The following is a 24,596-nucleotide window of genomic DNA, read 5'->3' as shown; positions in this document are numbered from 1 at the left end:
ATATTAGCGATAAACTGTCATTTTAGCCTGATTTCAACCACGACTTAAATCGGTATGGTATGCGCTCGCCTGAACGTAAGAGACAATAATGACTACTGCTATTCAACCTTCCGGGAAACAGGGTGCGCTGCTGATTGCAGGCATCCTGATGATTGCCACGACGCTGCGCGTCACCTTTACCGGTGTCGCCCCCCTGCTCGATACCATCCGACAGGACTATGGTTTAAGCACGGCGCAAACCGGCCTGCTCACGACGCTGCCTCTGCTGGCCTTCGCCTTTATCTCTCCCCTTGCCGCAGGCGTCGCCCGGCGCCTGGGCATGGAGCGCAGCCTTTTTATCGCTCTGCTGCTGATTTGCATCGGGATTGGCGTACGTTCGCTGCCGTCGGCCTCGCTGCTGTTTATCGGTACGGCGATCGTGGGCTGTGGGATTGCGCTGGGCAATGTCCTGTTACCTGGCTTAATCAAACGTGATTTTCCGGGCCAGGTCGCAAAACTGACGGGGGCTTATTCGCTGACGATGGGAGCCGCTGCTGCCGCAGGGTCGGCGCTGATCGTCCCGCTGTCGCTGGGGAGTGGTGGCTGGCACGGGGCGCTGTTGATGCTGATGTTCTTCCCGCTGGTGGCGCTGCTGCTGTGGTTACCGCAATGGCGCCAGAAGCCGGCCGCCACCCTGACCGGAGCGGGCGCGTTGCACAATCGGGCTATCTGGCGCTCGGCGCTCGCCTGGCAGGTGACGCTTTTTCTGGGCATTAACTCGCTGATTTACTACGTCATTATCGGCTGGTTACCCGCGATTTTGCTTAGCCATGGCTACAGCGAAACGCAGGCTGGCTCCATGCACGGGCTTCTCCAGCTGGCAACCGCGGTTCCCGGTCTCGCCATTCCGCTGATCCTGCACCGTCTTAACGATCAGCGTGGCATTGCCGGGCTAGTCGCCCTGATGTGCGCCGTCAGCGCGGCCGGGTTCTGGTTCGCGCCGGGGCTGGCCGTCGTCTGGACGCTGGTGTTTGGGTTTGGATCCGGCGCCACCATGATCCTCGGCCTGACGTTTATCGGGCTGCGCGCCAGCTCGGCCCATCAGGCCGCGGCGCTCTCCGGCATGGCACAGTCGATTGGCTATCTTCTGGCGGCCTGTGGCCCACCGCTGATGGGGAAAATTCACGATACCGCCGGAGACTGGCGCATTCCGCTGCTCGCCTGCGCGCTGGCCGCGGTGGTGATGGCGTTATGCGGTATGCTTGCCGGGCGTGACCGGGAGATCACACCCCGCTGACATTCAAGGCAGACCCGGAGGTCTGCTTTTTTTAACCCTGCGCCGCCCGCATCATGGCCTGTACCAGCACGACCGGGCGCCCTTGTAGCGCGGCCCGCTCATGCTGGAACAGGGTGAGGACAAAGAAAGGATGGGTTACCAGCTCTGCCGCGCGGATCTCGCCCTGCTCGTCCCAGCCCGTTACGCGCATGTCGCCCCGCTCAAGCTGGTCGGCAAACTCAGGTGAGACGCCGTAATTGCAGTGATACCCCTCCTGAATTTCCGGCTTGCCATACGCTTTAGCAATCAGCGTGTTATTTCGCAGCTCGATCGCGTCGGTTTTTTCCACCAGCGAGCAGGTCAGCGGCGCAATTACCATCCTTCCCTCGGTGTCGGTTTCGGCATGGCCTGCATCGTGCCAGCCCAGTACATTACGCGCATACTCAATCAGCGCATGCTGGAACCCGCCGCAGGTGCCGAGAAAGGGGATGCTGTTCTCACGCGCGTAACGGGCCGCAATAAACGCCGCCTCGGTGTTTTTATACGGGCTTGCCGGTACCAGCCAGATGGCATCGTACCCGACCAGGTCTTCGGGGCTGGTCAGCTCAGGCGTGGCGAGCCAGTCATAATCAGCGGTGAGCTCCAGAACCGCAGCGGCGTCGTCAATCGCCAGCGGGATCGCCTGGTGCGCAATAACATCGGGATTGTAATCACCAACCAGCGCAATGCGCAGCGTCGTTTTAACCGGGGAGAGTTCCATCAGAGATTCCTTATGCCGGAGGATTTTCAGATAACATAAGGAACCTCAGACTACCGATCTTTTGCAATTATCACAATACCTTAAATTGGGTGGATAAAAGCCGGGTGCTATAGTGTTCTTGCAGAACGTCGTAAGGAAATGAGGAGGACCCATGATTCAATGTAAACGCGTGTATGAGCAGGCGACCTCAAAAGACGGTTACCGGATCCTGGTCGACAGACTCTGGCCGCGAGGGATAAAAAAGACCGACCTCGCCTGTGACGAGTGGTGTAAAGCGCTAACGCCGTCCAGCGAACTGCGAAAAGCTTTTCACAGTGAAACGATAGATTTCACCGCGTTCAGTGAAGCCTATCGTAAAGAGCTGGCGCAGCATCCGGATGAAGGCAAACGCCTGGCGGCTCTCGCCAAACAGCAGACCGTGACGCTACTCTATGGGGCGAAAAATACGGAGCAGAATCACGCGCAGGTACTGGCGGACTGGCTGCGTAAACTGTGATTAACCGATCGCCAGCTCATCCACGTTGTGTGGCATCTCGTCGGGAGTAAGCGGCATCAGATGTTCCGGGCGAACAAACGCAAAGCCGTGCTGATTATCAAAGGCGTAAACATCACCGGTGACCAGCCACAGCGCACGCGCTGACGTGGCGGGTAATTGCGTCATGACGCCGTTAACCGGGTTCACAAAACGCTGGCCCGGCTGACAGAGGCCAAACAGCTCGACGGATTTACCGATATTTCGACGGCCTGCCGCCGTACGCGCACCCACGATCATCGCCATGCTGCCCGGTTTTAACTGAAACATACTTCTTCTCGCATACGTACTGCCAGAAACTGGCTAAGAATAATCCTAAAGAGAAGTGTATCGCAGTTTTATTGCCGTTGTCATCTGGTCGGTTGCGGGTGATCGCGGCGGTAAAGATCCCATTCATCGATCACTTCCCCGCCGGGCAGTTTGCACTCGGTACGTACGCCCTGCGGGCTTTGAACAGGGATTTGCTCTCCCCCTTTCTCCAGACAGTACACTGACGCCGGGTTTGCCATACCAATAGCGTGCGGCGGTTGAGGCGCATCAGGAGGGGTTGTCTTTGTTGAGCAGGCGGCCAGCGGTAAAACCAGCGCCAGGAGAAGATATTTCATTATCATGATCCTTCAGGGTGTAAAAATGTCAGAGTAACGGGTCATCGCCGTTTTCTCCATGATTTCTCCATTAAACCTGCACGATTCCCCCTTATAGTGATGCCTGTTCTCACACTGACCAGAGAACATCATTCCGTAATCAAGATGTTTTGCCCCGATCTCAACATCGGGGCTTTTTTTAGTCTTCCCCTCATCTGCCTTCAGAAGAATCTATAAAATTAATCCTGTTCATGTTTTACTATGACCGGAGTCTATATTTTCAGCATAACATGCAGATACAGAGGTCTTCTGCATGGGAGTCATCCTGCCTCATGTCAGATATCATTCTTGCCCGTGTTTCAGAAACCCTCTCCACTGAGCAATCTCTCGACAGTCTGGTGCGTCAGCTACTGGAAATGCTGGAAATTGTGACGGATATGGAATCAACCTACCTGACGAAAGTCGATATCAATGCGCGTTTGCAGCACATTTTATATGCCCGTAACAGCAAGCAAATGCAGATCCCGGAAGGATTCAGCGTGCCCTGGGACGAAACACTGTGTAAGCGCGCCATCGACAGCGACACGTTGTTCAGTAACGAGGTGCCCGACCGCTGGCCGGAGTGTGAAGCGGCCAAAGCACTGGGCATTACAACCTATATGAGCGTGCCGGTTCACCTGGCTGACGGTTCTCTGTATGGCACGCTTTGCGCTGCCAGCACCGCACAGAAACAGTTCAGCGAGCGTGGCGAGCAGGTGATCAGACTCTTTGCCGGTTTAATTGGTCAGTACATTCAGAAAGAGTCGCTTGTGCTTCAGCTTCGCGAAGCAAATGCGGCGCTCATTGCTCACTCTTACACCGACGCCCTCACCGGCCTGCCGAATCGTCGCGCCATTTTTGAAAACCTTACCACCCTGTTCTTACTGGCGCGCCATCTTAACCGCAGGGTCATGATGGCCTTTATTGACCTCGATGATTTCAAGCGAATCAATGACCAGTACGGGCATGAGGCGGGCGATCGCTTCCTCGTACAGGTCGGCAAGCGGCTGACTCACGAGCAAACGCAGGATGAGATTATTGGCCGGCTCGGCGGCGATGAATTTCTGGTTGCCAGCCTGAGTCACAGCGATGATGGCGACGCCAGTACAGAGGTCAACGCAATCAAAACCCGCCTCAATGGTCTTATTGCGGGCGAATACGGGTTAGGCAATGCCACTATTCTTTATCCCGGCGCAAGCCTTGGCGTCGTTATTGTTGATCCTCACAGCACGGATGAAGATAGCGCCCTGCGCACCGCAGACCTCGCGATGTATCAGGATAAAAAAGGAAAAAGCAAAACAGGCTTTGTCGCGTTAGATTAAAACCGTACACTCTACGGCCTTATACAAACTCAAACAGGTGATGGCATGAGAATAGGGATCCTCTTTCCGGTGGTTATTTTTATCACAGCGGTGGTGTTTTTAGGCTGGTTTTTCCTTGGCGGTTACGCCGCGCCGGGGGCTTAAATGAGAAAAACGACCATCATCATGTTGATTGTCGCCATCGTGGCCGTCGCCGGTACGCAGTTAGGCTGGTGGTAACGCCCAAAGTAAAAAGGCCGCCGTCAGGCAGCCTTTTTTAACACAGGTCAGATTTAGCTTTTGATTTTTCTGTAGATAAACAGAACAACCAGCGCGCCAATCACCGCGACGACAAAGCTGCCGAAGTTGAAGCCATCAACTCTGCCAAAGCCGAACAGGGTACTGATCCAGCCACCGACGACTGCACCCACAATCCCCAGAATGATCGTGACGATGAAACCGCCGCCATCTTTGCCCGGCATAATCCACTTCGCCAGGATCCCCGCAATCAGCCCAAAGATAATCCAGGATAAAATTCCCATAGCTTTCCTCTCTGTATGGTTTTTGTCATTAAATCAACGACACAGAAAAGGATAGCACAGGATCTGAGAAAGGAAATTTGTGATAAGAATCACACGGTTCGTTTGATTAAAATATGAGCAGTAAAAAAATGCCGTTCCACACTCATCGTGGGGTTGCATCTTTTACTGAGAAAGATTATCTTTCTCATTACTGAATAGTTGAGCAAATCACTCAGGTATTCAGTACGACATTGCTCACATTGCTTCCAGTATTTCTTGCCCACTCTTGAGTGGGCTTTTTTTTGCCCGAACCCACCAAAATCTGGCGTTTCTTCAGTGGAGGTGAAACGCTATTCTCTGTGGCTACTGAACAACAAAAACGTTGATAACATGAACGTATCAAGCAAGTTTGTCATCTGCCTTAATCTTGTTTCTGCCAGTACGTTACTGCTACTGCTCTCAACACGGTTTGAATGGTTCTGAGATGAAAGGAGCCTGGCATGGTGGCTTTCCTTTCGATTCCGTGCAGCCTCAACTCTCATACTTGTAGCTTTTATGACCTGTGTTAAGATCCCTGCACCTCAGGACGTGGTGGGACAACAGGAAAATGAAGAAGGCCATTGCCGTTGCTATCATCTCAACCTTTATGGTCGTCCTGTCGCTGTATGCGGTTAACGCCATTATCGCTGAGCAGCAAAAGAACCGGCAGAGGGAGATCTCCCACACGCTCTTAAGCTATTCTGAAGAGTTAACGCAAAATATCGCCAGTACGCTTAAAAATACCTCCGCGCAGGGATGCGATAGCGCCAGTCTGAACGTCTACCGAAAATTAAAGATGCGAAGTCTCTATTTCGCCGATGTGGGGTTTATTGAAAAGGGGAAAATCACCTGCACCGCGTTTTGGGGCAAGCTGGCAAATCCCATCGCCCTTCCCTCTGAGCTGCATAATACCCAGAACGGATTCAGCCTGGCGCAGTTTTCGCAGAAAGATTTCTTTGTCGGCAATGCGACAATCTATAACCACCTTATTATCTTCACCTCCCGTTCAGCCTACGATAAATTTGCCCCCGTTACCGCCAACTATTCGCTTCGTTCTTCCACTAAAGATTTCGGCCGCACCTTTTTCACAGTTACGCCGCCATCAGAAAAGTTCAGCCGCTTACAGTCTCTGTTATTTACGCTGGCTGTGACAGAGTGCAGTACACGCTGGGATTTGTGCGTTACCGTCACACACCATGATGCCGGACTGGCTTCGCTCTCCCACGTAGTGATGGTGCTTCTGTGCCTGTTTTTATACTTTATCTGGATATCCCTGACGCTGTTTTCTCTTCGACTTTATGAAGACCGACGTTCTCTGGAACGAACGCTGGTCAAAGCGGTAAAAGCGAATACCATCAGCGTTCATTTTCAGCCTGTTATTCGGGTTGCTGATAAGAAAATCGTCGGGGTTGAAGTGTTATCAAGATGGCAGGATAACAATCACAAAGAGGTTTCTCCTGAGCTGTTTATCCCGTTAATTAAAAAAATTGGCCTGTATAACGTTTATTATAAGAACATGATAAAGAAATCCCTGGCGGAAATTGCCGCGCTGGCCGCTGAACATCAGTTAATGATTTCACTGAACGTTGGCCGGACGGAAATTGAAGACGGCAAATTCCTGGCGGTATTACGTCATGAATGCTCAGAGAACGCGATTCCCTTATCGTTAATCAAAGTTGAGTTATCCGAGAATGGCGTTTCCACCGCGGCCATCCTTGAAGAGTTTTGTGAGGAGCTTAAATCGGCAGGCGTCAAAATTTCAATAGACGATTTTGGTGTGCAAAACTCTAATCTGGCCAGGCTATCAAATCTCAAATATGACGAAATCAAGGTGGATAAGTCGTTAGTGGACGGCATCAGCGAGCACTATAAACAGGATATCCTGGTGATCTTCAGCGACGCGCTCGCTAAACTGCACAAAACCCTGGTTTTTGAAGGGGTTGAAAGCGAAACGCAATATCAGTTCATCGCGCAGAGATACCCCGATGCCCTCGTACAAGGCTGGTACTTTTCAAAGTCGCTAACCCGGCACGACCTCGCCAGGCTGCTGGCAGACTCAGCGCGATGACGCGTTATTCATTGCCCCACTGATTCAGGAAGTTCGCAATATCGTCAATGCGCGCTTCGTCTATCTCCGCCTGGACAGCCATCTCCCGCTGCGCCTCTTCACTGATTTCCTCATTGTTGTATAAGCGAGTGAGCAGCAGCTGGAAATAGTGTGCCAGCGGCGTACGCTCTGCCTCTTCTACCGGTTTCGCCGTTTCAGTCGCATACTCGTCGACGATGTCATAATACTTGAGCGGGATATCATGGTTCATAGCGTTGTTTCCGTCTTGTGTGCATAAAAAACGGGAACCCTCAGGCTCCCGTTGTCATTTAACCCAGCGAGTGGATTACATGTTCGCGATAATCGCGTCGCCAAACTCTGAGCATTTCAGCAGTTTAGCGCCTTCCATCAGACGTTCAAAGTCATAGGTGACGGTTTTCGCATTAATCGCGCCTTCCATACCCTTAACGATCAGGTCTGCGGCTTCGAACCATTCCATATGACGCAGCATCATCTCTGCGGACAGAATGATAGAGCCTGGGTTGACTTTGTCCTGGCCTGCATATTTAGGTGCAGTACCGTGAGTTGCTTCGAACAGGGCGCACTCGTCACCGATGTTCGCGCCCGGGGCGATACCGATACCCCCCACCTGCGCGGCCAGCGCATCGGAGATGTAGTCACCATTCAGGTTCATACAGGCGATCACGTCATACTCAGCAGGTCGCAGCAGGATCTGTTGCAGGAACGCATCGGCAATCACATCTTTAATGATGATCTCTTTACCGGTGTTCGGGTTCTTAATTTTCTGCCATGGGCCGCCGTCGATCAGTTCACCGCCGAACTCTTCGGTCGCCAGCTGATAGCCCCAGTCTTTGAACGCGCCTTCGGTGAACTTCATGATGTTGCCTTTGTGAACCAGGGTCACAGAGTCACGATCGTTGGTGATAGCGTATTCGATGGCGGCACGCACCAGACGCTTGGTCCCTTCTTCGGAGCATGGCTTGATGCCGATGCCGCAATGCTCAGGGAAGCGAATTTTCTTCACGCCCATCTCTTCGCGCAGGAATTTAATCACTTTTTCTGCATCAGCAGAGTCCGCTTTCCATTCGATACCGGCGTAGATGTCTTCTGAGTTTTCACGGAAGATAACCATGTCGGTCAGTTCCGGGTGCTTAACCGGGCTTGGGGTGCCCTGGTAGTAACGCACCGGACGCAGACACACATACAGATCCAGTTCCTGACGCAGCGCCACGTTCAGGGAGCGAATGCCGCCGCCAACTGGCGTGGTCAGAGGGCCTTTGATAGCAACGCGATAGTCGCGGATCAGGTCCAGCGTTTCGGCTGGCAGCCAGACGTCCTGGCCATAAACTTGAGTCGATTTTTCACCGGTGTAAATTTCCATCCAGGAAATTTTACGCTCGCCTTTGTAGGCTTTCTCAACAGCGGCATCAACCACTTTCAGCATTGCCGGGGTAACGTCTACGCCGATACCGTCGCCTTCAATGAACGGGATAATCGGGTTGTGAGGAACGTTAATCTTGCCGTTTTGCAGGGTGATCTTTTTACCTTCCGCCGGAACAACTACTTTGCTTTCCATTAACCTCTCCTTCGAGCGCTTCTGGTTGTTACTGATCTTATGTTAATAAATTGTAATGAGCCTTCCGATAGTACCTGATTGTCCGACGCCATGAAAGGTCTTCGTTATTAGGCTATAATGCGGCAATTGATAACGCCTGAAAATACCATGACGAAAACTTCTTTTAGAAAACACCGGGTTGAGCGATTCAGCTCACGACAAGCCACCAGAAGAACGCCAGAACCCCAGACAACGCGGGTCATACTGTTCAATAAACCCTACGATGTATTGCCACAGTTTACCGACGAGGCCGGGCGCAGCACGCTGAAGGACTTTATTCCCGTTCAGGGAGTGTACGCGGCGGGACGTCTGGATCGTGACAGCGAAGGGTTGCTGGTGCTCACCAATGACGGCGTGCTCCAGGCCAGGCTCACTCAGCCGGGCAAGCGTACCGGGAAAATTTACTTTGTGCAGGTTGAAGGCGAGCCGGACGACGCGTCGCTGGCAAAACTGCGTAACGGCGTAACGCTGAACGACGGTCCCACCCTGCCGGCTGGTATTGAGCGCGTGAATGAACCCGAGTGGTTGTGGCCGCGCAACCCGCCGATTCGTGAGCGGAAATCCATTCCCACCAGCTGGCTTAAAATAACCCTTTATGAAGGCCGCAACCGACAGGTCAGGCGCATGACTGCGCATGTGGGCTACCCTACCCTGCGACTCATTCGCTATGCCATGGGCAGCTACACGCTGGACTCGCTGGCAAACGGGGAATGGCGGGATGTTACCCCTAAGGAGAACTGATGTTTAAACCTCATGTTACGGTCGCCTGCGTGGTCCATGCGCAGGGGAAATTCCTGGTGGTGGAAGAGACCATCAACGGCAAAGCGCTGTGGAACCAGCCTGCCGGGCATCTTGAAGCCAATGAAACCTTACGCCAGGCGGCAGCCCGTGAGCTGTGGGAGGAGACGGGTATCCGCGCCGAACCGCAGCATTTTATCCGTATGCATCAGTGGATAGCGCCTGACCAGACGCCTTTCCTGCGCTTCTTATTCGCCGTTGAACTTAACGAAACGTGCGCCACTGAACCGCACGACGACGATATCGATCGCTGCCTGTGGGTGACTGCCGAGGAGATCCTGAACGCGCCAAACCTGCGTTCGCCGCTGGTGGCGGAAAGCATCCGCTGCTGGCAGTCTGCGGCGCGCCTGCCGCTGGATATCATTGCAGAGTTTAACTGGCCGTTTACAGAGGGTGTCAATGGTGGGGGGGCGTGATAGAATACGCCGCCTTGAAGTTCAATGTCGTGAGTATTCCATGTCAGATAACAGCCAGAAAAAAGTAATCGTCGGCATGTCCGGCGGTGTCGATTCCTCCGTTTCCGCCTACCTGTTGCAGCAACAGGGCTATAAGGTGGAGGGCCTGTTCATGAAGAACTGGGAGGAAGACGATGGCGAGGAATACTGCACTGCCGCTGCGGATCTCGCCGATGCGCAGGCCGTGTGCGATAAGCTCGGCATCGAACTGCACACCGTTAACTTTGCCGCAGAATACTGGGACAACGTTTTTGAACTCTTCCTCGAAGAGTACAAAGCGGGCCGCACGCCAAACCCGGATATCCTGTGCAACAAAGAGATCAAATTCAAAGCCTTCCTGGAATTCGCCGCGGAAGACCTGGGCGCAGACTACATTGCGACCGGCCACTACGTGCGTCGCGCGGATGTGAATGGCAAAAGCCAGCTGCTGCGCGGCCTGGACGGCAACAAAGATCAGAGCTACTTCCTCTATACGCTGAGCCACGAACAGATTGCCCAGAGCCTGTTCCCGGTCGGCGAGCTGGAAAAGCCGGAAGTGCGTAAGATTGCTGAAGATCTGGATCTGATCACCGCGAAGAAAAAAGACTCCACCGGTATTTGTTTTATCGGCGAGCGTAAATTCCGCGAGTTCCTGGGGCGCTACCTGCCTGCACAGCCGGGCAAAATCGTCACCGTTGACGGCGATGAGATTGGTCAGCACCAGGGGCTGATGTACCACACTCTCGGCCAGCGTAAAGGTCTGGGAATCGGCGGCACCAAAGAGGGCAGCGAAGATCCGTGGTACGTGGTCGACAAAGACGTCGAAAACAATATTCTGGTTGTGGCTCAGGGTCACGACCACCCGCGCCTGATGTCCGTTGGACTGATCGCGCAACAGCTGCACTGGGTCGATCGCGAGCCGCTGAAAGGCACGCTACGCTGCACAGTGAAAACGCGCTACCGCCAGACGGACATCCCTTGCACCGTAACCGCACTGGATGACGATCGCATTGACGTGCGTTTCGACGAGCCGGTTTCCGCCGTTACCCCTGGCCAGTCTGCTGTTTTCTACAGCGGCGAAATTTGCCTCGGCGGTGGGATCATTGAACAGCGCCTGCCGCTGCCTGCTGTTTAAACCGTTTGCACACATAAAGGAGACCGTGTGGCGAAGAACTATTACGACATCACCCTGGCGCTGGCGGGAATTTGCCAGTCAGCCCGTCTGGTGCAACAGCTGGCGCATCAGGGTCATTGCGACGCTGATGCCCTGCACGTTTCACTCAACAGCGTTATCGATCTTAACCCAGGCTCCACGCTGGGCGTCTTTGGCGGCAGTGAAACCAATCTTCGTCTCGGTCTTGAAACTCTGCTCGGCGTGCTCAACGCCAGCAACCGTCAGGGGTTGAACGCGGAACTGACCCGCTACACCTTAAGCCTGATGGTGCTGGAACGTAAGCTTAATGCGGCAAAAGGCGCAATGAATACCCTGGGCGACCGCATCGCCGGGCTACAGCGCCAGCTCGACCACTTTGACCTCCAGTCTGAGACCCTGCTCAGCGCGATGGCCGGTATCTACGTTGACGTGATTAGCCCGCTAGGCCCGCGTATTCAGGTCACCGGTTCGCCTGCCGTATTGCAAAGCCCACAGGTACAGGCGAAGGTACGCGCTTCGCTGCTGGCAGGCATCCGTGCCGCCGTGCTGTGGCAACAGGTCGGCGGTGGCCGCCTACAGTTAATGTTTTCTCGTCATCGCCTGACGACTCAGGCAAAACAAATTCTTGCTCATTGTTAACCTCCCGGAGTTGCGAATTATGGAATTATCCTCACTGACCGCCGTATCCCCTGTCGATGGACGCTACGGCGATAAAGTCAGCGCGCTGCGCGGGATCTTCAGCGAATATGGCCTGCTGAAGTTCCGTGTTCAGGTTGAAGTACGCTGGCTGCAAAAGCTGGCCGCCCAGACAGCAATCAAGGAAGTTCCTGCTTTTGACGCAAAGGCAAACGATTACCTTGATAAAATCGTTGCTGAGTTCAGCGAAGAAGATGCCGCGCGCATTAAAACCATCGAACGCACCACCAACCACGACGTGAAAGCGGTTGAATACTTCCTGAAAGAGAAAGTGGCAAGCGTCCCTGCCCTGCACGCGGTATCTGAATTTATTCACTTCGCCTGCACGTCTGAAGATATTAACAACCTGTCTCACGCGCTGATGCTCTCTACCGCGCGGAAAGAGGTAGTACTCCCTTACTGGCGTAAAATCATTGATGCGGTGAAAGCGCTGTCCGTGGAATACCGCGACATTCCGCTGCTGTCCCGTACTCACGGCCAGCCAGCAACCCCATCCACCATGGGTAAAGAGATGGCGAACGTGGCGTACCGCATGGAACGCCAGTATCGTCAGCTGGAGCAGGTTGAGATCCTCGGCAAAATCAACGGCGCGGTGGGTAACTACAACGCCCACATCGCCGCGTACCCGGAAGTGGACTGGCACCAGTTCAGCGAAGAGTTTGTGACCTCTCTGGGGATCCAGTGGAACCCGTACACCACCCAAATTGAGCCGCACGACTACATCGCCGAGCTGTTTGACTGCATTGCGCGCTTCAACACCATCCTGATCGACTTCGATCGTGACGTATGGGGTTACATCGCCCTGAACCACTTCAAGCAGAAGACCATCGCCGGGGAAATCGGTTCGTCCACCATGCCGCACAAAGTGAACCCAATCGACTTCGAAAACTCCGAAGGTAACCTGGGTCTGGCGAATGCCGTGTTACAACATATGGCGAGCAAGCTGCCGGTATCCCGCTGGCAGCGCGACCTGACTGACTCCACGGTGCTGCGTAACCTGGGCGTAGGTATTGGCTACGCGCTGATCGCCTACCAGTCCACCCTTAAAGGTGTGAGCAAACTGGAAGTTAACCGCGACCGTCTGCTGGACGAGCTGGATCACAACTGGGAAGTGCTGGCGGAGCCGATTCAGACCGTGATGCGTCGTTACGGCATCGAAAAACCGTACGAGAAACTCAAAGAGCTGACCCGCGGTAAACGCGTTGATGCTGAAGGTATGAAACAGTTTATCGACGGTCTGGCGCTGCCAGAAGAAGAAAAAGCGCGCCTGAAAGAGATGACCCCGGCAAACTATATTGGCCGTGCCATCGCTATGGTTGACGAGCTGAAGTAATCGCCCTTCCCCCTTTCCACCCGGAAAGGGGGCTGCTTTACATCATCGAGCCGACATTTCACGTCACATTATCTGTTTTGCCGGGATTAGAGCCTGCCGTCAGGCTGATTGTTATTTTTTGCCGTGGAATAACTTTCCGGAATATACCGTTTTAAGCCGAACGGGCACAGTTTGAACTGGCACGGGGTTTCAGCCGTGCACAGGCGATCCATCTCCTGTCGGTTGCCTGGACACGCGTTTTTCTGTTTGAACCCCATCCAGCCTATTGATGTAAAGGGCATTGCCTGCGCTATCCATACTCTACGCCGCCGATCGTTAATCAGGATCCCCTGGTTTGAAGTGGTGATGATTTCACCTGTACGAACGTAATAATCTCCCTTTAACCACAGGATATAATTCAGGCCATACTGTGTTTCAACTTTGCAAAAGATGGTTCCGCTTTCCGGGCTCGCAATAGTCTCAACAACCTTCCATTCCATAAAGTCCTCTTTACTCGCTATATTGCTGTTTTGTTGTGTAAAAATGCTGCTTTTCTGGCACATCTTATGCAAATCTAATTTCGCACCATAAAATAAGCGTAGACAAAGCCAGGCATAGTGAGAACATCCTTACAAAAAAAAGGGCAATATTTACAAAACTGGCGTGCCCGTGCTGTCCAAAAAGCGACTCGCCTTCAACAGTTCATAAACGGATGGCTGTTTTATCGGGATTGCGAAAGCTTGCGAAAACAAGTCAGTTTATATTACCCGCGCCTGCTGGGGACGCATGAGGCTTACGTGAGTTGGGTGGGTGATATGAACCAGGCTCAGGTCAACATACTTACTAATCAGGTGCCTGGCGTCATCCCCCCCTGTGTTCGGGAGCATGAAAAAATCATTTAATTTCATTGCGCTGGTGTCAACCTGAATAATCAGCGTTAAACTATTCATACCATTTATAAAGGGAGAAGTGATGATGCGCGTACTGGTTGTTGAGGATAACGCATTGCTACGTCATCACCTGAAAGTTCAACTTCAGGAGATGGGTCATCAGGTGGACGATGCTGAAGACGCAAAAGAGGCCGATTATTATCTCAATGAACACCTGCCGGACATCGCCATTGTCGATTTAGGGCTGCCGGATGAAGACGGATTGTCCCTTATCCGCCGCTGGCGTAGCCATGATGTTTCCCTGCCGGTGCTGGTGCTGACTGCCCGCGAAGGCTGGCAGGACAAGGTTGAAGTCCTGAGCGCTGGCGCGGATGACTACGTGACCAAACCCTTCCATATTGAAGAAGTCGCCGCGCGTATGCAGGCGCTGCTGCGCCGCAACAGCGGGCTGGCGTCGCAGGTGATCTCTCTGCCGCCGTTCCAGGTGGATCTCTCCCGCCGTGAATTTTCTATTAATGATGAAGTGATCAAGCTGACCGCATTCGAATACACCATCATGGAAACGCTGATCCGTAACAACGGTAAAGTGGTGAGCAAAGATTCCCTGATGCTTCAGCTCTATCCGGATGCCGAGCTGCGCGAAAGCCACACCATTGACGTGCTGATGGGTCGCCTGCGTAAAAAAATTCAGGCGCAGTACCCGCATGACGTGATCACCACCGTGCGTGGTCAGGGCTACCTGTTCGAATTACGCTAAATGAAAGGGATATTGCGCCACATTTTACCCCTTTCGCTGCGGGTTCGCTTTTTGCTGGCAACCGCCGCCGTCGTGCTGGTGCTGTCGCTCTCTTACGGGATGGTGGCGTTGGTCGGTTATAGCGTGAGCTTCGATAAAACCACCTTCCGCCTGCTTCGCGGCGAAAGTAACCTGTTTTATACCCTGGCGAAGTGGGAGAACAACCGAATCACCGTCGAGATGCCGGAAAACCTGAATCAGCAGAGCCCGACGCTGGCGCTGATCTATGATGAAAAAGGGAAATTGCTGTGGGCCCAGCGCGATGTCCCGTGGTTGAAAAAGCGCATCCGTCCGGAATGGCTGAAAACCAACGGTTTTCATGAAATAGAAGCCGACCTCAACTCCACCAGCAGCCTGCTGCGTGACGATCGCGCCTTACAGATCAAGCTTAATGAGATCCGTGCCGAAGATGACGACACGGAGATGACCCACTCTGTGGCCATCAACCTTTACCCCGCCACCCTGAACATGCCGCAGTTAACCATTGTGGTGATCGATACCATACCGGTTGAGCTGAAACGCTCGTATATGGTCTGGAACTGGTTTGTGTATGTTCTGGCTGCCAACCTGCTGCTGGTGATCCCTCTCCTGTGGGTTGCTGCGTGGTGGAGCCTCCGCCCGATTGAATCCCTTGCCAAAGAGGTGCGCGAGCTGGAGGAACATCACCGCGAGAAGCTAAACCCGGAGACCACGCGTGAGCTGACCAGCCTGGTGCGCAACCTCAACCGCCTGCTGAAAAGCGAACGTGAACGCTACGACAAGTATCGCACGACGCTCACCGACCTTACGCACAGCCTGAAAACCCCGCTGGCCGTGATGCAGAGTACCCTGCGTTCCATGCGCAGTTCGAAAATGAGCGTGGATGACGCCGAGCCGGTGATGCTGGAACAAATCAGCCGTATTTCACAGCAGATCGGCTATTACCTGCACCGCGCGAGCATGCGTTCCGGAAGCGCTCTGTTGAGCCGTGAACTGCACCCGGTAGCCCCGCTGCTGGATAACCTCACCTCTGCGCTGAACAAGGTGTACCAGCGTAAAGGGGTCAACATCAGTCTGGATATCTCACCGGAAATTAGCTTTGTCGGTGAGAAAAATGACTTTATGGAAGTGATGGGAAACCTGCTCGATAACGCCTGCAAATATTGTCTGGAGTTTGTCGAGGTGTCCGCGCGGGTAACGGATAACGAACTGCATATTATCGTTGAGGATGATGGTCCTGGCATTCCCCGTAATAAACGCGAAGTGGTGTTCGATCGCGGCCAGCGCGCCGATACGCTGCGGCCAGGCCAGGGCGTCGGATTATCCGTCGCCAGGGAAATCGTCGATCAGTACGAGGGCAAGATTGAAACCGGTGAAAGTTTGCTGGGCGGTGCCCGTATGGAAGTCATTTTTGGCCGCCAGCATCCCGTATCGAACGATAGTTGACCCGAAATGTGAAAAATACGCGGATCTCGCAGTCAGGGGGCGGTGCTTCCGTTATAATCCGTCTCAGTAAGAGCCTGCGGAATACAAAAATATGGATTATCAATTAACGCTTAACTGGCCCGAATTTATTGAACGTTACTGGCAAAAACGCCCGGTCGTTCTTAAACGCGGGATCAGCAATTTTATCGACCCTATTTCTCCTGACGAACTCGCTGGTCTGGCGATGGAAAACGAGGTAGACAGCCGTCTGGTGAGCCACCAGGACGGGAAATGGCAGGTCAGCCACGGTCCCTTTGAAAGCTACGATCATCTGGGCGAAAACAACTGGTCTTTACTGGTGCAGGCGGTCAACAACTGGCACGAACCCACCGCAGCCTTAATGCGTCCCTTCCGCGCCCTGCCAGACTGGCGAATGGACGATCTGATGATCTCCTTCTCCGTTCCCGGTGGCGGCGTGGGTCCGCATCTGGATCAGTACGACGTGTTTATCATTCAGGGTACCGGTCGCCGTCGCTGGCGCGTGGGCGAAAAAGTGCCAATGAAGCAGCACTGCCCGCACCCGGATCTGCTTCAGGTTGATCCGTTTGAAGGGATCATTGATGAAGAGCTGGAGCCAGGTGACATTCTTTATATCCCACCGGGCTTCCCGCATGAAGGTTATTCCCTGGAGAACTCGCTGAACTATTCGGTTGGTTTCCGCGCGCCAAGCGGGCGCGAGATGATCAGCGGATTTGCTGACTATGTTTTACAGCGTGAGCTGGGCAGCTACCGTTACAGCGATCCGGACGTTCCGGCGCGTGAGCACCCGGCGGATATTCTGCCAGAGGAGCTGGATAAGCTGCGCGGGATGATGCTGGATCTGATCAACGAACCGGAGCACTTCAGACAGTGGTTTGGCGAGTTTATCAGCCAGTCGCGTCACGAACTGGACGTCGCACCGCCAGAGCCGCCGTATCAGGCAGATGAAATTTATGATGCGCTCCAGCAGGGCGATAAGCTGGTTCGTCTGGGCGGATTACGCGTACTACGCATTGGCGAAGAGGTATTCGTCAACGGCGAGCGCCTGGACTCTCCGCATCGCCCGGCGCTGGAAGCGATTGCCAGCCATATGGTGCTGACTGCGGATACCTTTGGCGACGCACTGGACGATCCCTCCTTCCTCGCCATGCTGGCCGCGCTGGTGAACAGCGGGTACTGGTTTTTTGAGGACTGAGCCGCTTTAATGCCCGGTGACGCTGCGCTTACCGGGCCTACGATCGAAATGTAGGCCGGGTAAGGCGTAGCCGCCACCCGGCATAAAACATTACCGCTTCGCGGTTAACTCCGCTATCCGCACGATCACCTGCACCGCTTTCTCCATCCCTTCCAGCGTCACGAACTCATGCTTGCCGTGGTAGTTATATCCACCGGTAAACAGGTTCGGGCACGGCAGGCCCATAAACGACAGCTGTGAACCATCGGTACCGCCACGGATCGGTTTCATCACCGGCTCGATGTCACAATCGCGCATCGCCTGCTGGGCGATATCAAGAATATGCGGATGCTCCATCACCTTATCGCGCATATTGTAATAGCTGTCTTCGATGATGAGTTCAATATAGCAATCCGGATGCAGCCCCTTGCCGACCTTTTTCGCGATCTCCATCATCTTACGTTTGCGCGCTTCAAAGGCTTTGCGGTCGAAATCGCGGACAATATAGTGCATCTGCGCGCTGTCCACGGTCCCCTTGATGCTGGTCAGATGATAAAAACCCTCATACCCTTCCGTCATCTCCGGGCTCTCTTCGGCGGGCACTTCCGCATGAATACGCGCAGCCAGCGACAGCGCATTCACCATCACCCCTTTCGCAGACCCCGGGTGCACGTTATTCCCGACGATTTTGATCGTTACCGATGCCGCGTTAAAGTTTTCATACTCCAGTTCACCCACGCCGCCACCGTCGACGGTGTAGGCCCACTGCGCGTTAAACGCCTCAACGTCAAAGTGTTTTGCGCCTTTTCCAACCTCTTCATCCGGCGTGAAGGCCACGCGGATATCGCCATGTGGGATATTTTTGCCCTTCAGCACCGCCAGCGCCGTCATGATCTCGGCGATGCCCGCTTTGTCATCGGCCCCCAGCAAGGTTTTGCCGTCAGTGGTGATTAACGTCTGCCCCAGCAGCTGATGCAGTACCGGGAACATCACCGGCGACAGCACTTCGTCGCCAATGCCCAGCGCAATATCACCGCCGCGGTAGTTTTCAACAATCTGCGGGTTTACGTGTTTACCGCTAAAATCAGGTGAGGTATCGACATGAGAAATAAAGCCAATTGCCGGGATATCGCCGTCAATATTCGCCGGCAGCGTTCCCATCACGGTCCCTTTTTCGCTGAGCGTGACATCAACCAGCCCCATGGCCTCCAGCTGCTCTTTCAGCAGATTTAGCAGCTTCCACTGGCCTTCGGTGCTTGGCACCTGTCGGACCCCCGGCTTAGATTGGGTATCCAGCGAAACGTAATGTAAGAAACGCTCAAGTAGTTTATCCATGCAGTCACCCTCACTTTTTGTGACAACATTATCATTAAGCAGCAAAACGCAAATATTGCGTCAGGTCACTTTTATCCCGCAAACGAGAACTTTTTACGTTTATATCGTTGTGCGTTAATAAATGTAGCTTATGAATAAGTGAGAAGGATTGGCGATTCAATGGGTTTGCCGTAGAATGTCCGCCCTCATTACGAGTCACCAAGGTGGTTACACACAAACCCCGCTTCAGTCTGCTGCCTGAGGCGTCTATATGGGACAGCGCGAAAATTGAATACACAACCCCGTTCCCTTTCACCGCTGGTGCAACTGGAACGAATTCGTAAAAGTTTCGATGGCAAAGATGTCATTTCCGACCTTAATCTGACCATCAATGACGGTGAGTTTCTCACGCTGCTCGGCCCCTCCGGCTGCGGCAAAACCACCGTCCTGCGCCTTATCGCCGGGCTGGAAAGCGTCGATAACGGCCATATCCATCTTGAGAACCAGGACATAACCCAGGTTCCAGCCGAAGATCGCCACGTCAATACCGTCTTTCAGAGCTATGCCCTGTTCCCGCACATGACCGTGTTTGAGAACGTGGCGTTTGGCCTGCGGATGCAAAAAACACCGGCCAGCGAGATCCCACCTCGGGTTACCGAAGCCCTGCGCATGGTACAGCTGGAGGCGTTCGCCCAGCGCAAGCCGCATCAACTTTCCGGTGGTCAGCAGCAGCGTGTGGCCATTGCCCGCGCCGTGGTCAACAAACCTCGCCTGCTCCTGCTGGATGAATCCCTCTCTGCGCTGGACTACAAGCTGCGCAAGCAGATGCAGAACGAGCTGAAAGCGCTTCAGCGTAAGCTCGGCATCACGTTCGTGTTTGTCACGCACGATCAGGAAGAAGCCCTGACCATGTCAGACCGTATCGTGGTGATGCGCGACGGCAAGATTGAGCAGGATGGCACCCCGCGTGAAATTTACGAAGAGCCGAAAAACCTGTTCGTCGCCAGCTTTATTGGCGAAATCAATATCTTTAACGCCACGGTGATCGAGCGTCTGGACGAGCAGCGCGTTCGCGCGAACGTGGAAGGCCGCGAATGCAATATTACCGTCAACTTTGCCGTCGAGAAGGGTCAAAAGCTCAACGTCCTGCTGCGCCCGGAAGATCTCCGCGTTGATGAGATCCACGACACGGCTGACGTCGAAGGTCTGATCGGTTACGTTCGCGAACGCAACTACAAAGGGATGACCCTCGAATCCGTTGTGGAACTGGAAAACGGCAAAATGGTGATGGTCAGCGAGTTCTTTAACGAGGACGATCCGGACTTCGACCACTCGCTGGATCAGAAAATGGTCATCAACTGGGTAGAAAGCTGGGAGGTTGTACTGGCTGATGAAGAACACAAGTAAGTTCCAGAATGTGGTGATTGCCACGATCGTCGGTTGGCTTGTGTTGTTTGTCTTTCTTCCCAACCTGATGATCATCGTGACCAGCTTCCTGACCCGCGACGACGCGAACTTCGTGACGATGGTCTTTACGCTGGACAACTACGCGCGCCTGCTCGATCCGCTCTATTTTGACGTGCTGCTGCACTCGCTCAATATGGCGCTGATTGCCACCCTCGCCTGTCTGGTGCTGGGGTATCCATTCGCCTGGTTCCTGGCCCGCCTGCCGCAAAAAGTGCGGCCGCTGCTGCTGTTTTTACTGATTGTACCCTTCTGGACCAACTCGTTAATCCGCATCTACGGGCTGAAAATCTTTCTCAGCACCAAAGGTTATCTGAACGAGTTCCTGCTGTGGCTGGGGGTGATCGAGACGCCGATCCGCATCATGTTCACCCCGGGCGCGGTAATTGTCGGCCTGGTCTATATCCTGCTGCCGTTTATGGTGATGCCGCTCTACTCCAGCATTGAAAAGCTCGATAAGCCGCTGCTGGAAGCGGCGAAAGACCTGGGCGCCAGTAAGTTACAAACCTTTGTCCGCATCATTATTCCGCTGACCATGCCGGGTATTATCGCCGGCTGTCTGCTGGTCATGCTGCCTGCGATGGGCCTGTTCTACGTATCGGACCTGATGGGCGGGGCGAAAAACCTGCTGATCGGTAACGTGATTAAGAGCCAGTTCCTGAATATCCGCGACTGGCCGTTCGGCTCGGCCACCAGCATAACGCTGACGGTGGTGATGGGGCTGATGCTGCTGGTTTACTGGCGTGCATCACGCCTGCTGAATAAGAAGGTGGAGCTGGAATGATCGGTCGACTGCTTCGCGGCGGTTTTATGACCGCCATTTATGCGTATCTCTATATTCCGATAATCATTTTGATCGTGAACTCTTTTAACAGCTCACGCTTCGGGATCAACTGGCAAGGGTTTACCACCAAATGGTATGGCCTGCTGATGAACAATGACAGCCTGCTACAGGCCGCTCAGCACTCGCTGACGATGGCGGTATTTTCTGCCACCTTCGCGACGCTGATTGGCTCACTGACCGCCGTGGCGCTGTACCGCTACCGTTTTCGCGGTAAGCCGTTCGTCAGTGGCATGCTGTTTGTGGTGATGATGTCCCCGGATATCGTGATGGCCATTTCACTGCTGGTGCTGTTTATGCTGCTGGGCGTCCAGCTCGGTTTCTGGTCGCTGCTGTTCTCGCATATCACCTTCTGTCTGCCGTTTGTGGTGGTAACCGTCTACGCGCGTCTGAAAGGGTTCGACGTACGCATGCTGGAAGCGGCGAAAGATCTGGGTGCGAGCGAGATGACCATTCTGCGCAAAATCATTCTGCCGCTGGCGATGCCCGCCGTGGCAGCAGGATGGCTGCTCAGTTTTACCCTGTCGATGGACGACGTGGTCGTGTCCTCCTTCGTCACCGGGCCGAGCTATGAAATTCTGCCGTTGAAGATCTACTCAATGGTTAAAGTCGGTGTTTCACCCGAAGTGAACGCGCTGGCGACTATTCTGTTGGTGTTATCGCTGGTTCTGGTAATTGCCAGCCAGGTTATTGCTCGTGATAAAACAAAATCTCAGGGGACACAGAAATGAAAAAAATGCTTGCCGCTGCGGCACTGGTGCTCGGAATGGGCGCCGCGCATGCTGATGACAGCAAAACGCTCTATTTCTACAACTGGACCGAGTATGTGCCGCCGGGCCTGCTGGAGCAGTTCACCAAAGAGACGGGCATCAAGGTGATCTATTCGACCTACGAGTCGAATGAAACCATGTACGCCAAGCTCAAAACCTATAAAGATGGCGCGTATGACCTGGTGGTGCCGTCGACCTATTTCGTCGACAAGATGCGCAAAGAAGGCATGATCCAGAAGATCGACAAAACGAAGCTAACCAATTTTTCAAACCTCGATCCTGAGATGCTAAACAAGCCGTTCGACCCGAACAACGACTACTCCATTCCGTACATCTGGGGCGCGACGGCAATTGGCGTCAACAGCGATGCCATTGATCCAAAAACGGTTTCATCCTGGGCTGACCTGTGGAAGCCGGAATACAAAAGCAGCCTGCTGTTAACCGACGATGCGCGCGAAGTGTTCCAGGTTGCGCTGCGTAAACTCGGCTATTCCGGTAACACCACCGATCCGAAAGAGATCGAAGCGGCGTATAACGAACTGAAAAAGCTGATGCCAAACGTGGCGGCGTTCAACTCGGATAACCCGGCTAACCCGTATATGGAAGGTGAAGTGAATCTGGGTATGGTCTGGAACGGCTCTGCGTTTGTGGCGCGTCAGGCCGGGACGCCGCTGGAGGTGGTCTGGCCGAAGGAGGGCGGCATCTTCTGGATGGACAGCCTCGCGATCCCGGCGAATGCGAAAAACGTCGAGGGCGCCCTGAAGCTGATCAATTTCCTGCTGCGCCCGGATGTGGCAAAAGAGGTGGCGGAAACCATCGGCTACCCGACGCCAAACCTGGCCGCGCGGAAGCTGTTAAGCCCTGAAGTGGCAAATGATAAATCGCTTTATCCGGACGCTGAAACCATCAGCAAAGGGGAATGGCAGAACGACGTCGGTGACGCGAGCCGCCTGTATGAAGAGTATTATCAGAAGCTAAAAGCAGGCCGTTAATGCACAACGGGCGACGCAATGTCGCCCGTTACTCTTACAGCCCCTTCAGGAGTTTATCCACAAAGGCTGGCACCACCTCGCTCGCCAGACCGTAATGTTTCTCTTCAAACTCGCTCCCGACCTGGCTTGGCTCCAGATTAAGCTCCACCGTATGGGCACCTTGCAGTCGCGCTTCGTGAACAAATCCTGCCGCCGGATAGACATGTCCCGAAGTGCCAATGGCGATAAAGACGTCCGCCATAGCCAGGGCGCTGTAGATCTCATCCATTCCCAGCGGCATTTCGCCAAACCAGACCACATGCGGACGCAGACGCGAAGGGAACTGACAGCAGTGGCAGCGGTCTTCATCCAGCACGTCCTCTTTCCAGTCCAGCACCTGACCACTCCATGCGCACCGCACCTTGAGCAGTTCGCCGTGCATGTGAATGATGTTGTGGTTTCCGGCCCTTTCGTGAAGATTGTCGATGTTCTGCGTGACCAGCAGAAAACGATCCCCCAGCGCTTCCTCCAGCTTTGCCAGCGCCAGGTGCGCCGCATTCGGCGCAATCTCCGGCTGCTGAAGCTGGCGACGGCGGGCGTTGTAGAACGCCTGCACCAGCGCCGGGTCGCGGGCGAAACCTTCCGGCGTCGCCACATCTTCAACTCGGTGTTCTTCCCACAGTCCGTCCGCCGCGCGGAAGGTCTGAATACCGGATTCGGCGGAGATCCCCGCCCCGGTCAACACCACCACTCTGGGTTTATCCATCGCTTCTGGCATCATCCTGTCTCTGAAAAAGATCCGCTGACGCAGGCGTTCACGTAAGCGGCGTTTATTTTTGCGAAAACGGCTGAGTCGACCCTGGCGACGCGACAGCATAATAACCTCGTAAACTAATCGGTGAGATGAAGGAATGCGGCTCCGCGCATGCCTCCTGCGTCCCCGTGTCGCGCACGCTCAATGCGCGGCACGCGGGCGACCGGCAATAAATGTCGGGGCAGACGCCCGGACAACTGTTCCGTAATCGCAGTGAAATTTGACAGCCCTCCCCCGATCACCAGCAGATCCGGGTCGACGATGGTCAGGATATTCCCCAGGCACACGGCCAGCAGGTCGAGATAGCGTTCAACGTGCTCTCGCGCCTGCGCATCCCCTTGTTCCCACAGGGTAATGATTTGGGGGGCGTCATGTTTCTGATGATAGAAGTGTTCATAAAGCCATGCAAACCCACGGCCTGAAAGGTAACTCTCAATACAGCCGTGCTGACCACAACCGCAGCGGATCAACGGGAAATCACGTCCGACAACATCCAGCGCATCCACCGACAGACGGATATGACCAAATTCGCCGGTAATGTAGCTGCGCCCGGTAATGGGCTTACCGTTAATGATTATCCCGCCCCCCACACCGGTTCCGAGGATCAACCCCATCACCAGCGGATAGCGACGAAACTCGTCGTCCCAGGCCTCTGAGAGAGCAAAACAGTTGGCATCGTTGTCTAAGCGCACGTCGCGCTCAAGGAGAGCAGAGAGATCGGCACGCAGCGGTTTGCCGCTGGCGGCAGGAACGTTGGCGGCATACAGCGTGCCATCGTCGGTTTCGGGCATACCCGGAATACCAATGCCGACGCTGCCTATGACGCCAAAGCGTTCATCCGCTTGCGCCACCAGCGCGGCAATGGCGGTTAAAAATTCATCGTAGCTTTCGCGCGGCGTGGGTACGCGGGTTTCCCATTGTAGCTTAAGGTCTTTATCGAACACGCCGAGCGCAATCTTGGTGCCGCCAATATCAAATCCGTAATACATGATGCATTCCTCTGTTTGATTCA

The 24,596-nt window shown here is 54.2% G+C and carries 29 protein-coding genes; 19 read left to right on the top strand and 10 right to left on the bottom strand.

What is annotated here, in order from left to right:
* The first annotated feature begins 88 nt into the window (after positions 1–88).
* The gene (locus L463_RS09940; protein WP_017384696.1) at positions 89–1,276 is read left to right on the top strand and encodes a CynX/NimT family MFS transporter; all 1,188 of its coding nucleotides are present in this window, start codon (positions 89–91) and stop codon (positions 1,274–1,276) included.
* 31 nt (positions 1,277–1,307) lie between these two features.
* Here L463_RS09940 and L463_RS09945 read toward each other — a convergent pair whose 3' ends face one another.
* A complete protein-coding gene (locus L463_RS09945) occupies positions 1,308–2,015 on the bottom strand; it encodes a CTP synthase C-terminal region-related (seleno)protein (protein ID WP_023296323.1) in 708 nt (235 codons plus the stop codon).
* Between the two features lie 151 nt (positions 2,016–2,166).
* On the opposite strand from L463_RS09945, the gene L463_RS09950 reads away from it, so the two are divergent.
* The gene (locus L463_RS09950; protein WP_015570789.1) at positions 2,167–2,511 is read left to right on the top strand and encodes a DUF488 domain-containing protein; all 345 of its coding nucleotides are present in this window, start codon (positions 2,167–2,169) and stop codon (positions 2,509–2,511) included.
* On the opposite strand, the gene L463_RS09955 is transcribed toward L463_RS09950, so the two are convergent.
* Both L463_RS09955 and L463_RS09960 read right to left on the bottom strand, forming a co-directional pair.
* Positions 2,512–2,817 carry a hypothetical protein gene (locus tag L463_RS09955; protein WP_015570790.1) on the bottom strand — a complete coding sequence of 102 codons (306 nt, stop codon included), beginning with the start codon at positions 2,815–2,817 and terminating at the stop codon, positions 2,512–2,514.
* A gap of 80 nt (positions 2,818–2,897) precedes the next feature.
* The gene (locus L463_RS09960) at positions 2,898–3,152 is read right to left on the bottom strand and encodes a putative hemolysin (protein ID WP_015570791.1); all 255 of its coding nucleotides are present in this window, start codon (positions 3,150–3,152) and stop codon (positions 2,898–2,900) included.
* Positions 3,153–3,463: 311 nt separating this feature from the next.
* On the opposite strand from L463_RS09960, the gene L463_RS09965 reads away from it, so the two are divergent.
* Genes L463_RS09965 through yoaJ form a run of 3 tightly spaced genes read left to right on the top strand, consistent with a single transcriptional unit; the run spans position 3,464 to position 4,711 of the window.
* A complete protein-coding gene (locus tag L463_RS09965; RefSeq protein WP_032673184.1) occupies positions 3,464–4,492 on the top strand; it encodes a sensor domain-containing diguanylate cyclase in 1,029 nt (342 codons plus the stop codon).
* 45 nt (positions 4,493–4,537) lie between these two features.
* Entirely contained in the window at positions 4,538–4,636 is a 99-nt protein-coding gene (locus L463_RS24285) for a YoaK family small membrane protein (protein WP_015570793.1), read from the top strand.
* Positions 4,637–4,711, top strand: a complete 75-nt coding sequence (yoaJ, locus tag L463_RS24720; protein ID WP_015570794.1) for a protein YoaJ — start codon at positions 4,637–4,639, stop codon at positions 4,709–4,711.
* A 53-nt stretch (positions 4,712–4,764) separates the two neighbouring features.
* On the opposite strand, the gene L463_RS09975 is transcribed toward yoaJ, so the two are convergent.
* Complete coding sequence (locus L463_RS09975) at positions 4,765–5,013, bottom strand: GlsB/YeaQ/YmgE family stress response membrane protein (RefSeq protein WP_003857896.1); 249 nt, start codon at positions 5,011–5,013, stop codon at positions 4,765–4,767.
* Positions 5,014–5,382: 369 nt separating this feature from the next.
* On the opposite strand from L463_RS09975, the gene yncL reads away from it, so the two are divergent.
* Together yncL and L463_RS09980 are read left to right on the top strand one after the other, a co-directional pair.
* Positions 5,383–5,475 (top strand): stress response membrane protein YncL, encoded by a 93-nt coding sequence (yncL, locus tag L463_RS24275; protein WP_071524166.1) that lies wholly within the window; start codon positions 5,383–5,385, stop codon positions 5,473–5,475.
* 124 nt (positions 5,476–5,599) lie between these two features.
* Positions 5,600–7,099, top strand: coding sequence for an EAL domain-containing protein (locus L463_RS09980; protein ID WP_032103855.1), 1,500 nt, complete (start codon positions 5,600–5,602; stop codon positions 7,097–7,099).
* A gap of 4 nt (positions 7,100–7,103) precedes the next feature.
* Here the strand turns inward: L463_RS09980 and L463_RS09985 are convergent, their stop codons facing one another.
* Both L463_RS09985 and icd read right to left on the bottom strand, forming a co-directional pair.
* A complete protein-coding gene (locus L463_RS09985) occupies positions 7,104–7,349 on the bottom strand; it encodes a YmjA family protein (RefSeq protein ID WP_015570796.1) in 246 nt (81 codons plus the stop codon).
* A gap of 75 nt (positions 7,350–7,424) precedes the next feature.
* Positions 7,425–8,675 carry an NADP-dependent isocitrate dehydrogenase gene (icd, locus tag L463_RS09990; protein ID WP_003857898.1) on the bottom strand — a complete coding sequence of 417 codons (1,251 nt, stop codon included), beginning with the start codon at positions 8,673–8,675 and terminating at the stop codon, positions 7,425–7,427.
* A gap of 117 nt (positions 8,676–8,792) precedes the next feature.
* Here icd and rluE point away from each other — a divergent pair, with 117 nt between their 5' ends.
* The 5 genes from rluE to purB are packed head-to-tail and all read left to right on the top strand — an operon-like array spanning position 8,793 to position 13,128.
* Positions 8,793–9,455, top strand: a complete 663-nt coding sequence (gene rluE, locus L463_RS09995; RefSeq protein ID WP_023296320.1) for a 23S rRNA pseudouridine(2457) synthase RluE — start codon at positions 8,793–8,795, stop codon at positions 9,453–9,455.
* A complete protein-coding gene (locus L463_RS10000; protein WP_015570797.1) occupies positions 9,455–9,928 on the top strand; it encodes an NUDIX hydrolase in 474 nt (157 codons plus the stop codon). Before rluE ends, L463_RS10000 begins: the two co-directional genes overlap by 1 nt.
* A gap of 40 nt (positions 9,929–9,968) precedes the next feature.
* Positions 9,969–11,081 carry a tRNA 2-thiouridine(34) synthase MnmA gene (mnmA, locus tag L463_RS10005; protein WP_032103856.1) on the top strand — a complete coding sequence of 371 codons (1,113 nt, stop codon included), beginning with the start codon at positions 9,969–9,971 and terminating at the stop codon, positions 11,079–11,081.
* A 27-nt stretch (positions 11,082–11,108) separates the two neighbouring features.
* On the top strand, positions 11,109–11,738 hold the full coding sequence (gene hflD, locus L463_RS10010; protein WP_006809213.1) for a high frequency lysogenization protein HflD: 630 nt from the start codon (positions 11,109–11,111) through the stop codon (positions 11,736–11,738).
* Between the two features lie 19 nt (positions 11,739–11,757).
* The gene (gene purB / locus L463_RS10015) at positions 11,758–13,128 is read left to right on the top strand and encodes an adenylosuccinate lyase (RefSeq protein WP_017693620.1); all 1,371 of its coding nucleotides are present in this window, start codon (positions 11,758–11,760) and stop codon (positions 13,126–13,128) included.
* Positions 13,129–13,214: 86 nt separating this feature from the next.
* On the opposite strand, the gene L463_RS10020 is transcribed toward purB, so the two are convergent.
* The gene (locus L463_RS10020; RefSeq protein WP_169802402.1) at positions 13,215–13,679 is read right to left on the bottom strand and encodes a hypothetical protein; all 465 of its coding nucleotides are present in this window, start codon (positions 13,677–13,679) and stop codon (positions 13,215–13,217) included.
* A gap of 403 nt (positions 13,680–14,082) precedes the next feature.
* On the opposite strand from L463_RS10020, the gene phoP reads away from it, so the two are divergent.
* The 3 genes from phoP to L463_RS10035 all read left to right on the top strand — a co-directional run bounded on the left by phoP (position 14,083) and on the right by L463_RS10035 (position 17,431).
* Positions 14,083–14,754: a two-component system response regulator PhoP gene (gene phoP, locus L463_RS10025; RefSeq protein WP_026094318.1), complete on the top strand. Its 672-nt coding sequence runs from the start codon at positions 14,083–14,085 to the stop codon at positions 14,752–14,754.
* Entirely contained in the window at positions 14,755–16,218 is a 1,464-nt protein-coding gene (gene phoQ, locus L463_RS10030) for a two-component system sensor histidine kinase PhoQ (protein ID WP_015570801.1), read from the top strand.
* A gap of 91 nt (positions 16,219–16,309) precedes the next feature.
* Positions 16,310–17,431 (top strand): ribosomal protein uL16 3-hydroxylase, encoded by a 1,122-nt coding sequence (locus L463_RS10035; RefSeq protein WP_017384706.1) that lies wholly within the window; start codon positions 16,310–16,312, stop codon positions 17,429–17,431.
* Positions 17,432–17,521: 90 nt separating this feature from the next.
* On the opposite strand, the gene pepT is transcribed toward L463_RS10035, so the two are convergent.
* Complete coding sequence (pepT, locus tag L463_RS10040; protein WP_006809220.1) at positions 17,522–18,745, bottom strand: peptidase T; 1,224 nt, start codon at positions 18,743–18,745, stop codon at positions 17,522–17,524.
* A 237-nt stretch (positions 18,746–18,982) separates the two neighbouring features.
* Here pepT and potA point away from each other — a divergent pair, with 237 nt between their 5' ends.
* The 4 genes from potA to potD are packed head-to-tail and all read left to right on the top strand — an operon-like array spanning position 18,983 to position 22,791.
* The gene (potA, locus tag L463_RS10045; protein WP_162837914.1) at positions 18,983–20,131 is read left to right on the top strand and encodes a spermidine/putrescine ABC transporter ATP-binding protein PotA; all 1,149 of its coding nucleotides are present in this window, start codon (positions 18,983–18,985) and stop codon (positions 20,129–20,131) included.
* Positions 20,115–20,972 (top strand): spermidine/putrescine ABC transporter permease PotB, encoded by an 858-nt coding sequence (gene potB, locus L463_RS10050; RefSeq protein WP_015570804.1) that lies wholly within the window; start codon positions 20,115–20,117, stop codon positions 20,970–20,972. The genes potA and potB overlap by 17 nt, the downstream gene beginning before the upstream one ends.
* Positions 20,969–21,760 carry a spermidine/putrescine ABC transporter permease PotC gene (potC, locus tag L463_RS10055; RefSeq protein ID WP_015570805.1) on the top strand — a complete coding sequence of 264 codons (792 nt, stop codon included), beginning with the start codon at positions 20,969–20,971 and terminating at the stop codon, positions 21,758–21,760. The genes potB and potC overlap by 4 nt, the downstream gene beginning before the upstream one ends.
* On the top strand, positions 21,757–22,791 hold the full coding sequence (gene potD, locus L463_RS10060; protein WP_015570806.1) for a spermidine/putrescine ABC transporter substrate-binding protein PotD: 1,035 nt from the start codon (positions 21,757–21,759) through the stop codon (positions 22,789–22,791). Before potC ends, potD begins: the two co-directional genes overlap by 4 nt.
* A gap of 34 nt (positions 22,792–22,825) precedes the next feature.
* Here the strand turns inward: potD and cobB are convergent, their stop codons facing one another.
* Together cobB and nagK are read right to left on the bottom strand one after the other, a co-directional pair.
* Positions 22,826–23,647, bottom strand: coding sequence for a Sir2 family NAD+-dependent deacetylase (gene cobB / locus L463_RS10065; protein ID WP_006809226.1), 822 nt, complete (start codon positions 23,645–23,647; stop codon positions 22,826–22,828).
* Between the two features lie 14 nt (positions 23,648–23,661).
* On the bottom strand, positions 23,662–24,573 hold the full coding sequence (gene nagK / locus L463_RS10070; protein WP_023296317.1) for an N-acetylglucosamine kinase: 912 nt from the start codon (positions 24,571–24,573) through the stop codon (positions 23,662–23,664).
* Positions 24,574–24,596: the final 23 nt, after the last annotated feature.

The sequence above is a fragment of the Enterobacter sp. BIDMC 27 genome, assembly GCF_000534415.1.
GTDB lineage: Bacteria > Pseudomonadota > Gammaproteobacteria > Enterobacterales > Enterobacteriaceae > Enterobacter > Enterobacter hormaechei_C.
This window is presented reverse-complemented; position numbering and strand designations above follow the sequence as displayed.

Excerpts from the sequence above, each read along its gene's own strand:
- L463_RS09985 (WP_015570796.1), bottom strand. The coding sequence starts at position 7,349 with ATGAACCATGATATCCCGCTCAAGTATTATGACATCGTCGACGAGTAT.
- nagK (WP_023296317.1), bottom strand. The coding sequence starts at position 24,573 with ATGTATTACGGATTTGATATTGGCGGCACCAAGATTGCGCTCGGCGTG.
- potC (WP_015570805.1), top strand. The coding sequence starts at position 20,969 with ATGATCGGTCGACTGCTTCGCGGCGGTTTTATGACCGCCATTTATGCG.
- L463_RS09945 (WP_023296323.1), bottom strand. The coding sequence starts at position 2,015 with ATGGAACTCTCCCCGGTTAAAACGACGCTGCGCATTGCGCTGGTTGGT.
- icd (WP_003857898.1), bottom strand. The coding sequence starts at position 8,675 with ATGGAAAGCAAAGTAGTTGTTCCGGCGGAAGGTAAAAAGATCACCCTG.
- potD (WP_015570806.1), top strand. The coding sequence starts at position 21,757 with ATGAAAAAAATGCTTGCCGCTGCGGCACTGGTGCTCGGAATGGGCGCC.
- L463_RS09950 (WP_015570789.1), top strand. The coding sequence starts at position 2,167 with ATGATTCAATGTAAACGCGTGTATGAGCAGGCGACCTCAAAAGACGGT.
- pepT (WP_006809220.1), bottom strand. The coding sequence starts at position 18,745 with ATGGATAAACTACTTGAGCGTTTCTTACATTACGTTTCGCTGGATACC.
- L463_RS10000 (WP_015570797.1), top strand. The coding sequence starts at position 9,455 with ATGTTTAAACCTCATGTTACGGTCGCCTGCGTGGTCCATGCGCAGGGG.
- L463_RS09975 (WP_003857896.1), bottom strand. The coding sequence starts at position 5,013 with ATGGGAATTTTATCCTGGATTATCTTTGGGCTGATTGCGGGGATCCTG.
- L463_RS09980 (WP_032103855.1), top strand. The coding sequence starts at position 5,600 with ATGAAGAAGGCCATTGCCGTTGCTATCATCTCAACCTTTATGGTCGTC.
- cobB (WP_006809226.1), bottom strand. The coding sequence starts at position 23,647 with ATGCTGTCGCGTCGCCAGGGTCGACTCAGCCGTTTTCGCAAAAATAAA.
- L463_RS09965 (WP_032673184.1), top strand. The coding sequence starts at position 3,464 with ATGTCAGATATCATTCTTGCCCGTGTTTCAGAAACCCTCTCCACTGAG.
- L463_RS24285 (WP_015570793.1), top strand. The coding sequence starts at position 4,538 with ATGAGAATAGGGATCCTCTTTCCGGTGGTTATTTTTATCACAGCGGTG.
- L463_RS09940 (WP_017384696.1), top strand. The coding sequence starts at position 89 with ATGACTACTGCTATTCAACCTTCCGGGAAACAGGGTGCGCTGCTGATT.
- potB (WP_015570804.1), top strand. The coding sequence starts at position 20,115 with ATGAAGAACACAAGTAAGTTCCAGAATGTGGTGATTGCCACGATCGTC.
- L463_RS10035 (WP_017384706.1), top strand. The coding sequence starts at position 16,310 with ATGGATTATCAATTAACGCTTAACTGGCCCGAATTTATTGAACGTTAC.
- phoP (WP_026094318.1), top strand. The coding sequence starts at position 14,083 with ATGCGCGTACTGGTTGTTGAGGATAACGCATTGCTACGTCATCACCTG.
- phoQ (WP_015570801.1), top strand. The coding sequence starts at position 14,755 with ATGAAAGGGATATTGCGCCACATTTTACCCCTTTCGCTGCGGGTTCGC.
- yncL (WP_071524166.1), top strand. The coding sequence starts at position 5,383 with ATGAACGTATCAAGCAAGTTTGTCATCTGCCTTAATCTTGTTTCTGCC.
- L463_RS09955 (WP_015570790.1), bottom strand. The coding sequence starts at position 2,817 with ATGTTTCAGTTAAAACCGGGCAGCATGGCGATGATCGTGGGTGCGCGT.
- rluE (WP_023296320.1), top strand. The coding sequence starts at position 8,793 with ATGCGGCAATTGATAACGCCTGAAAATACCATGACGAAAACTTCTTTT.
- L463_RS09960 (WP_015570791.1), bottom strand. The coding sequence starts at position 3,152 with ATGAAATATCTTCTCCTGGCGCTGGTTTTACCGCTGGCCGCCTGCTCA.
- mnmA (WP_032103856.1), top strand. The coding sequence starts at position 9,969 with ATGTCAGATAACAGCCAGAAAAAAGTAATCGTCGGCATGTCCGGCGGT.
- purB (WP_017693620.1), top strand. The coding sequence starts at position 11,758 with ATGGAATTATCCTCACTGACCGCCGTATCCCCTGTCGATGGACGCTAC.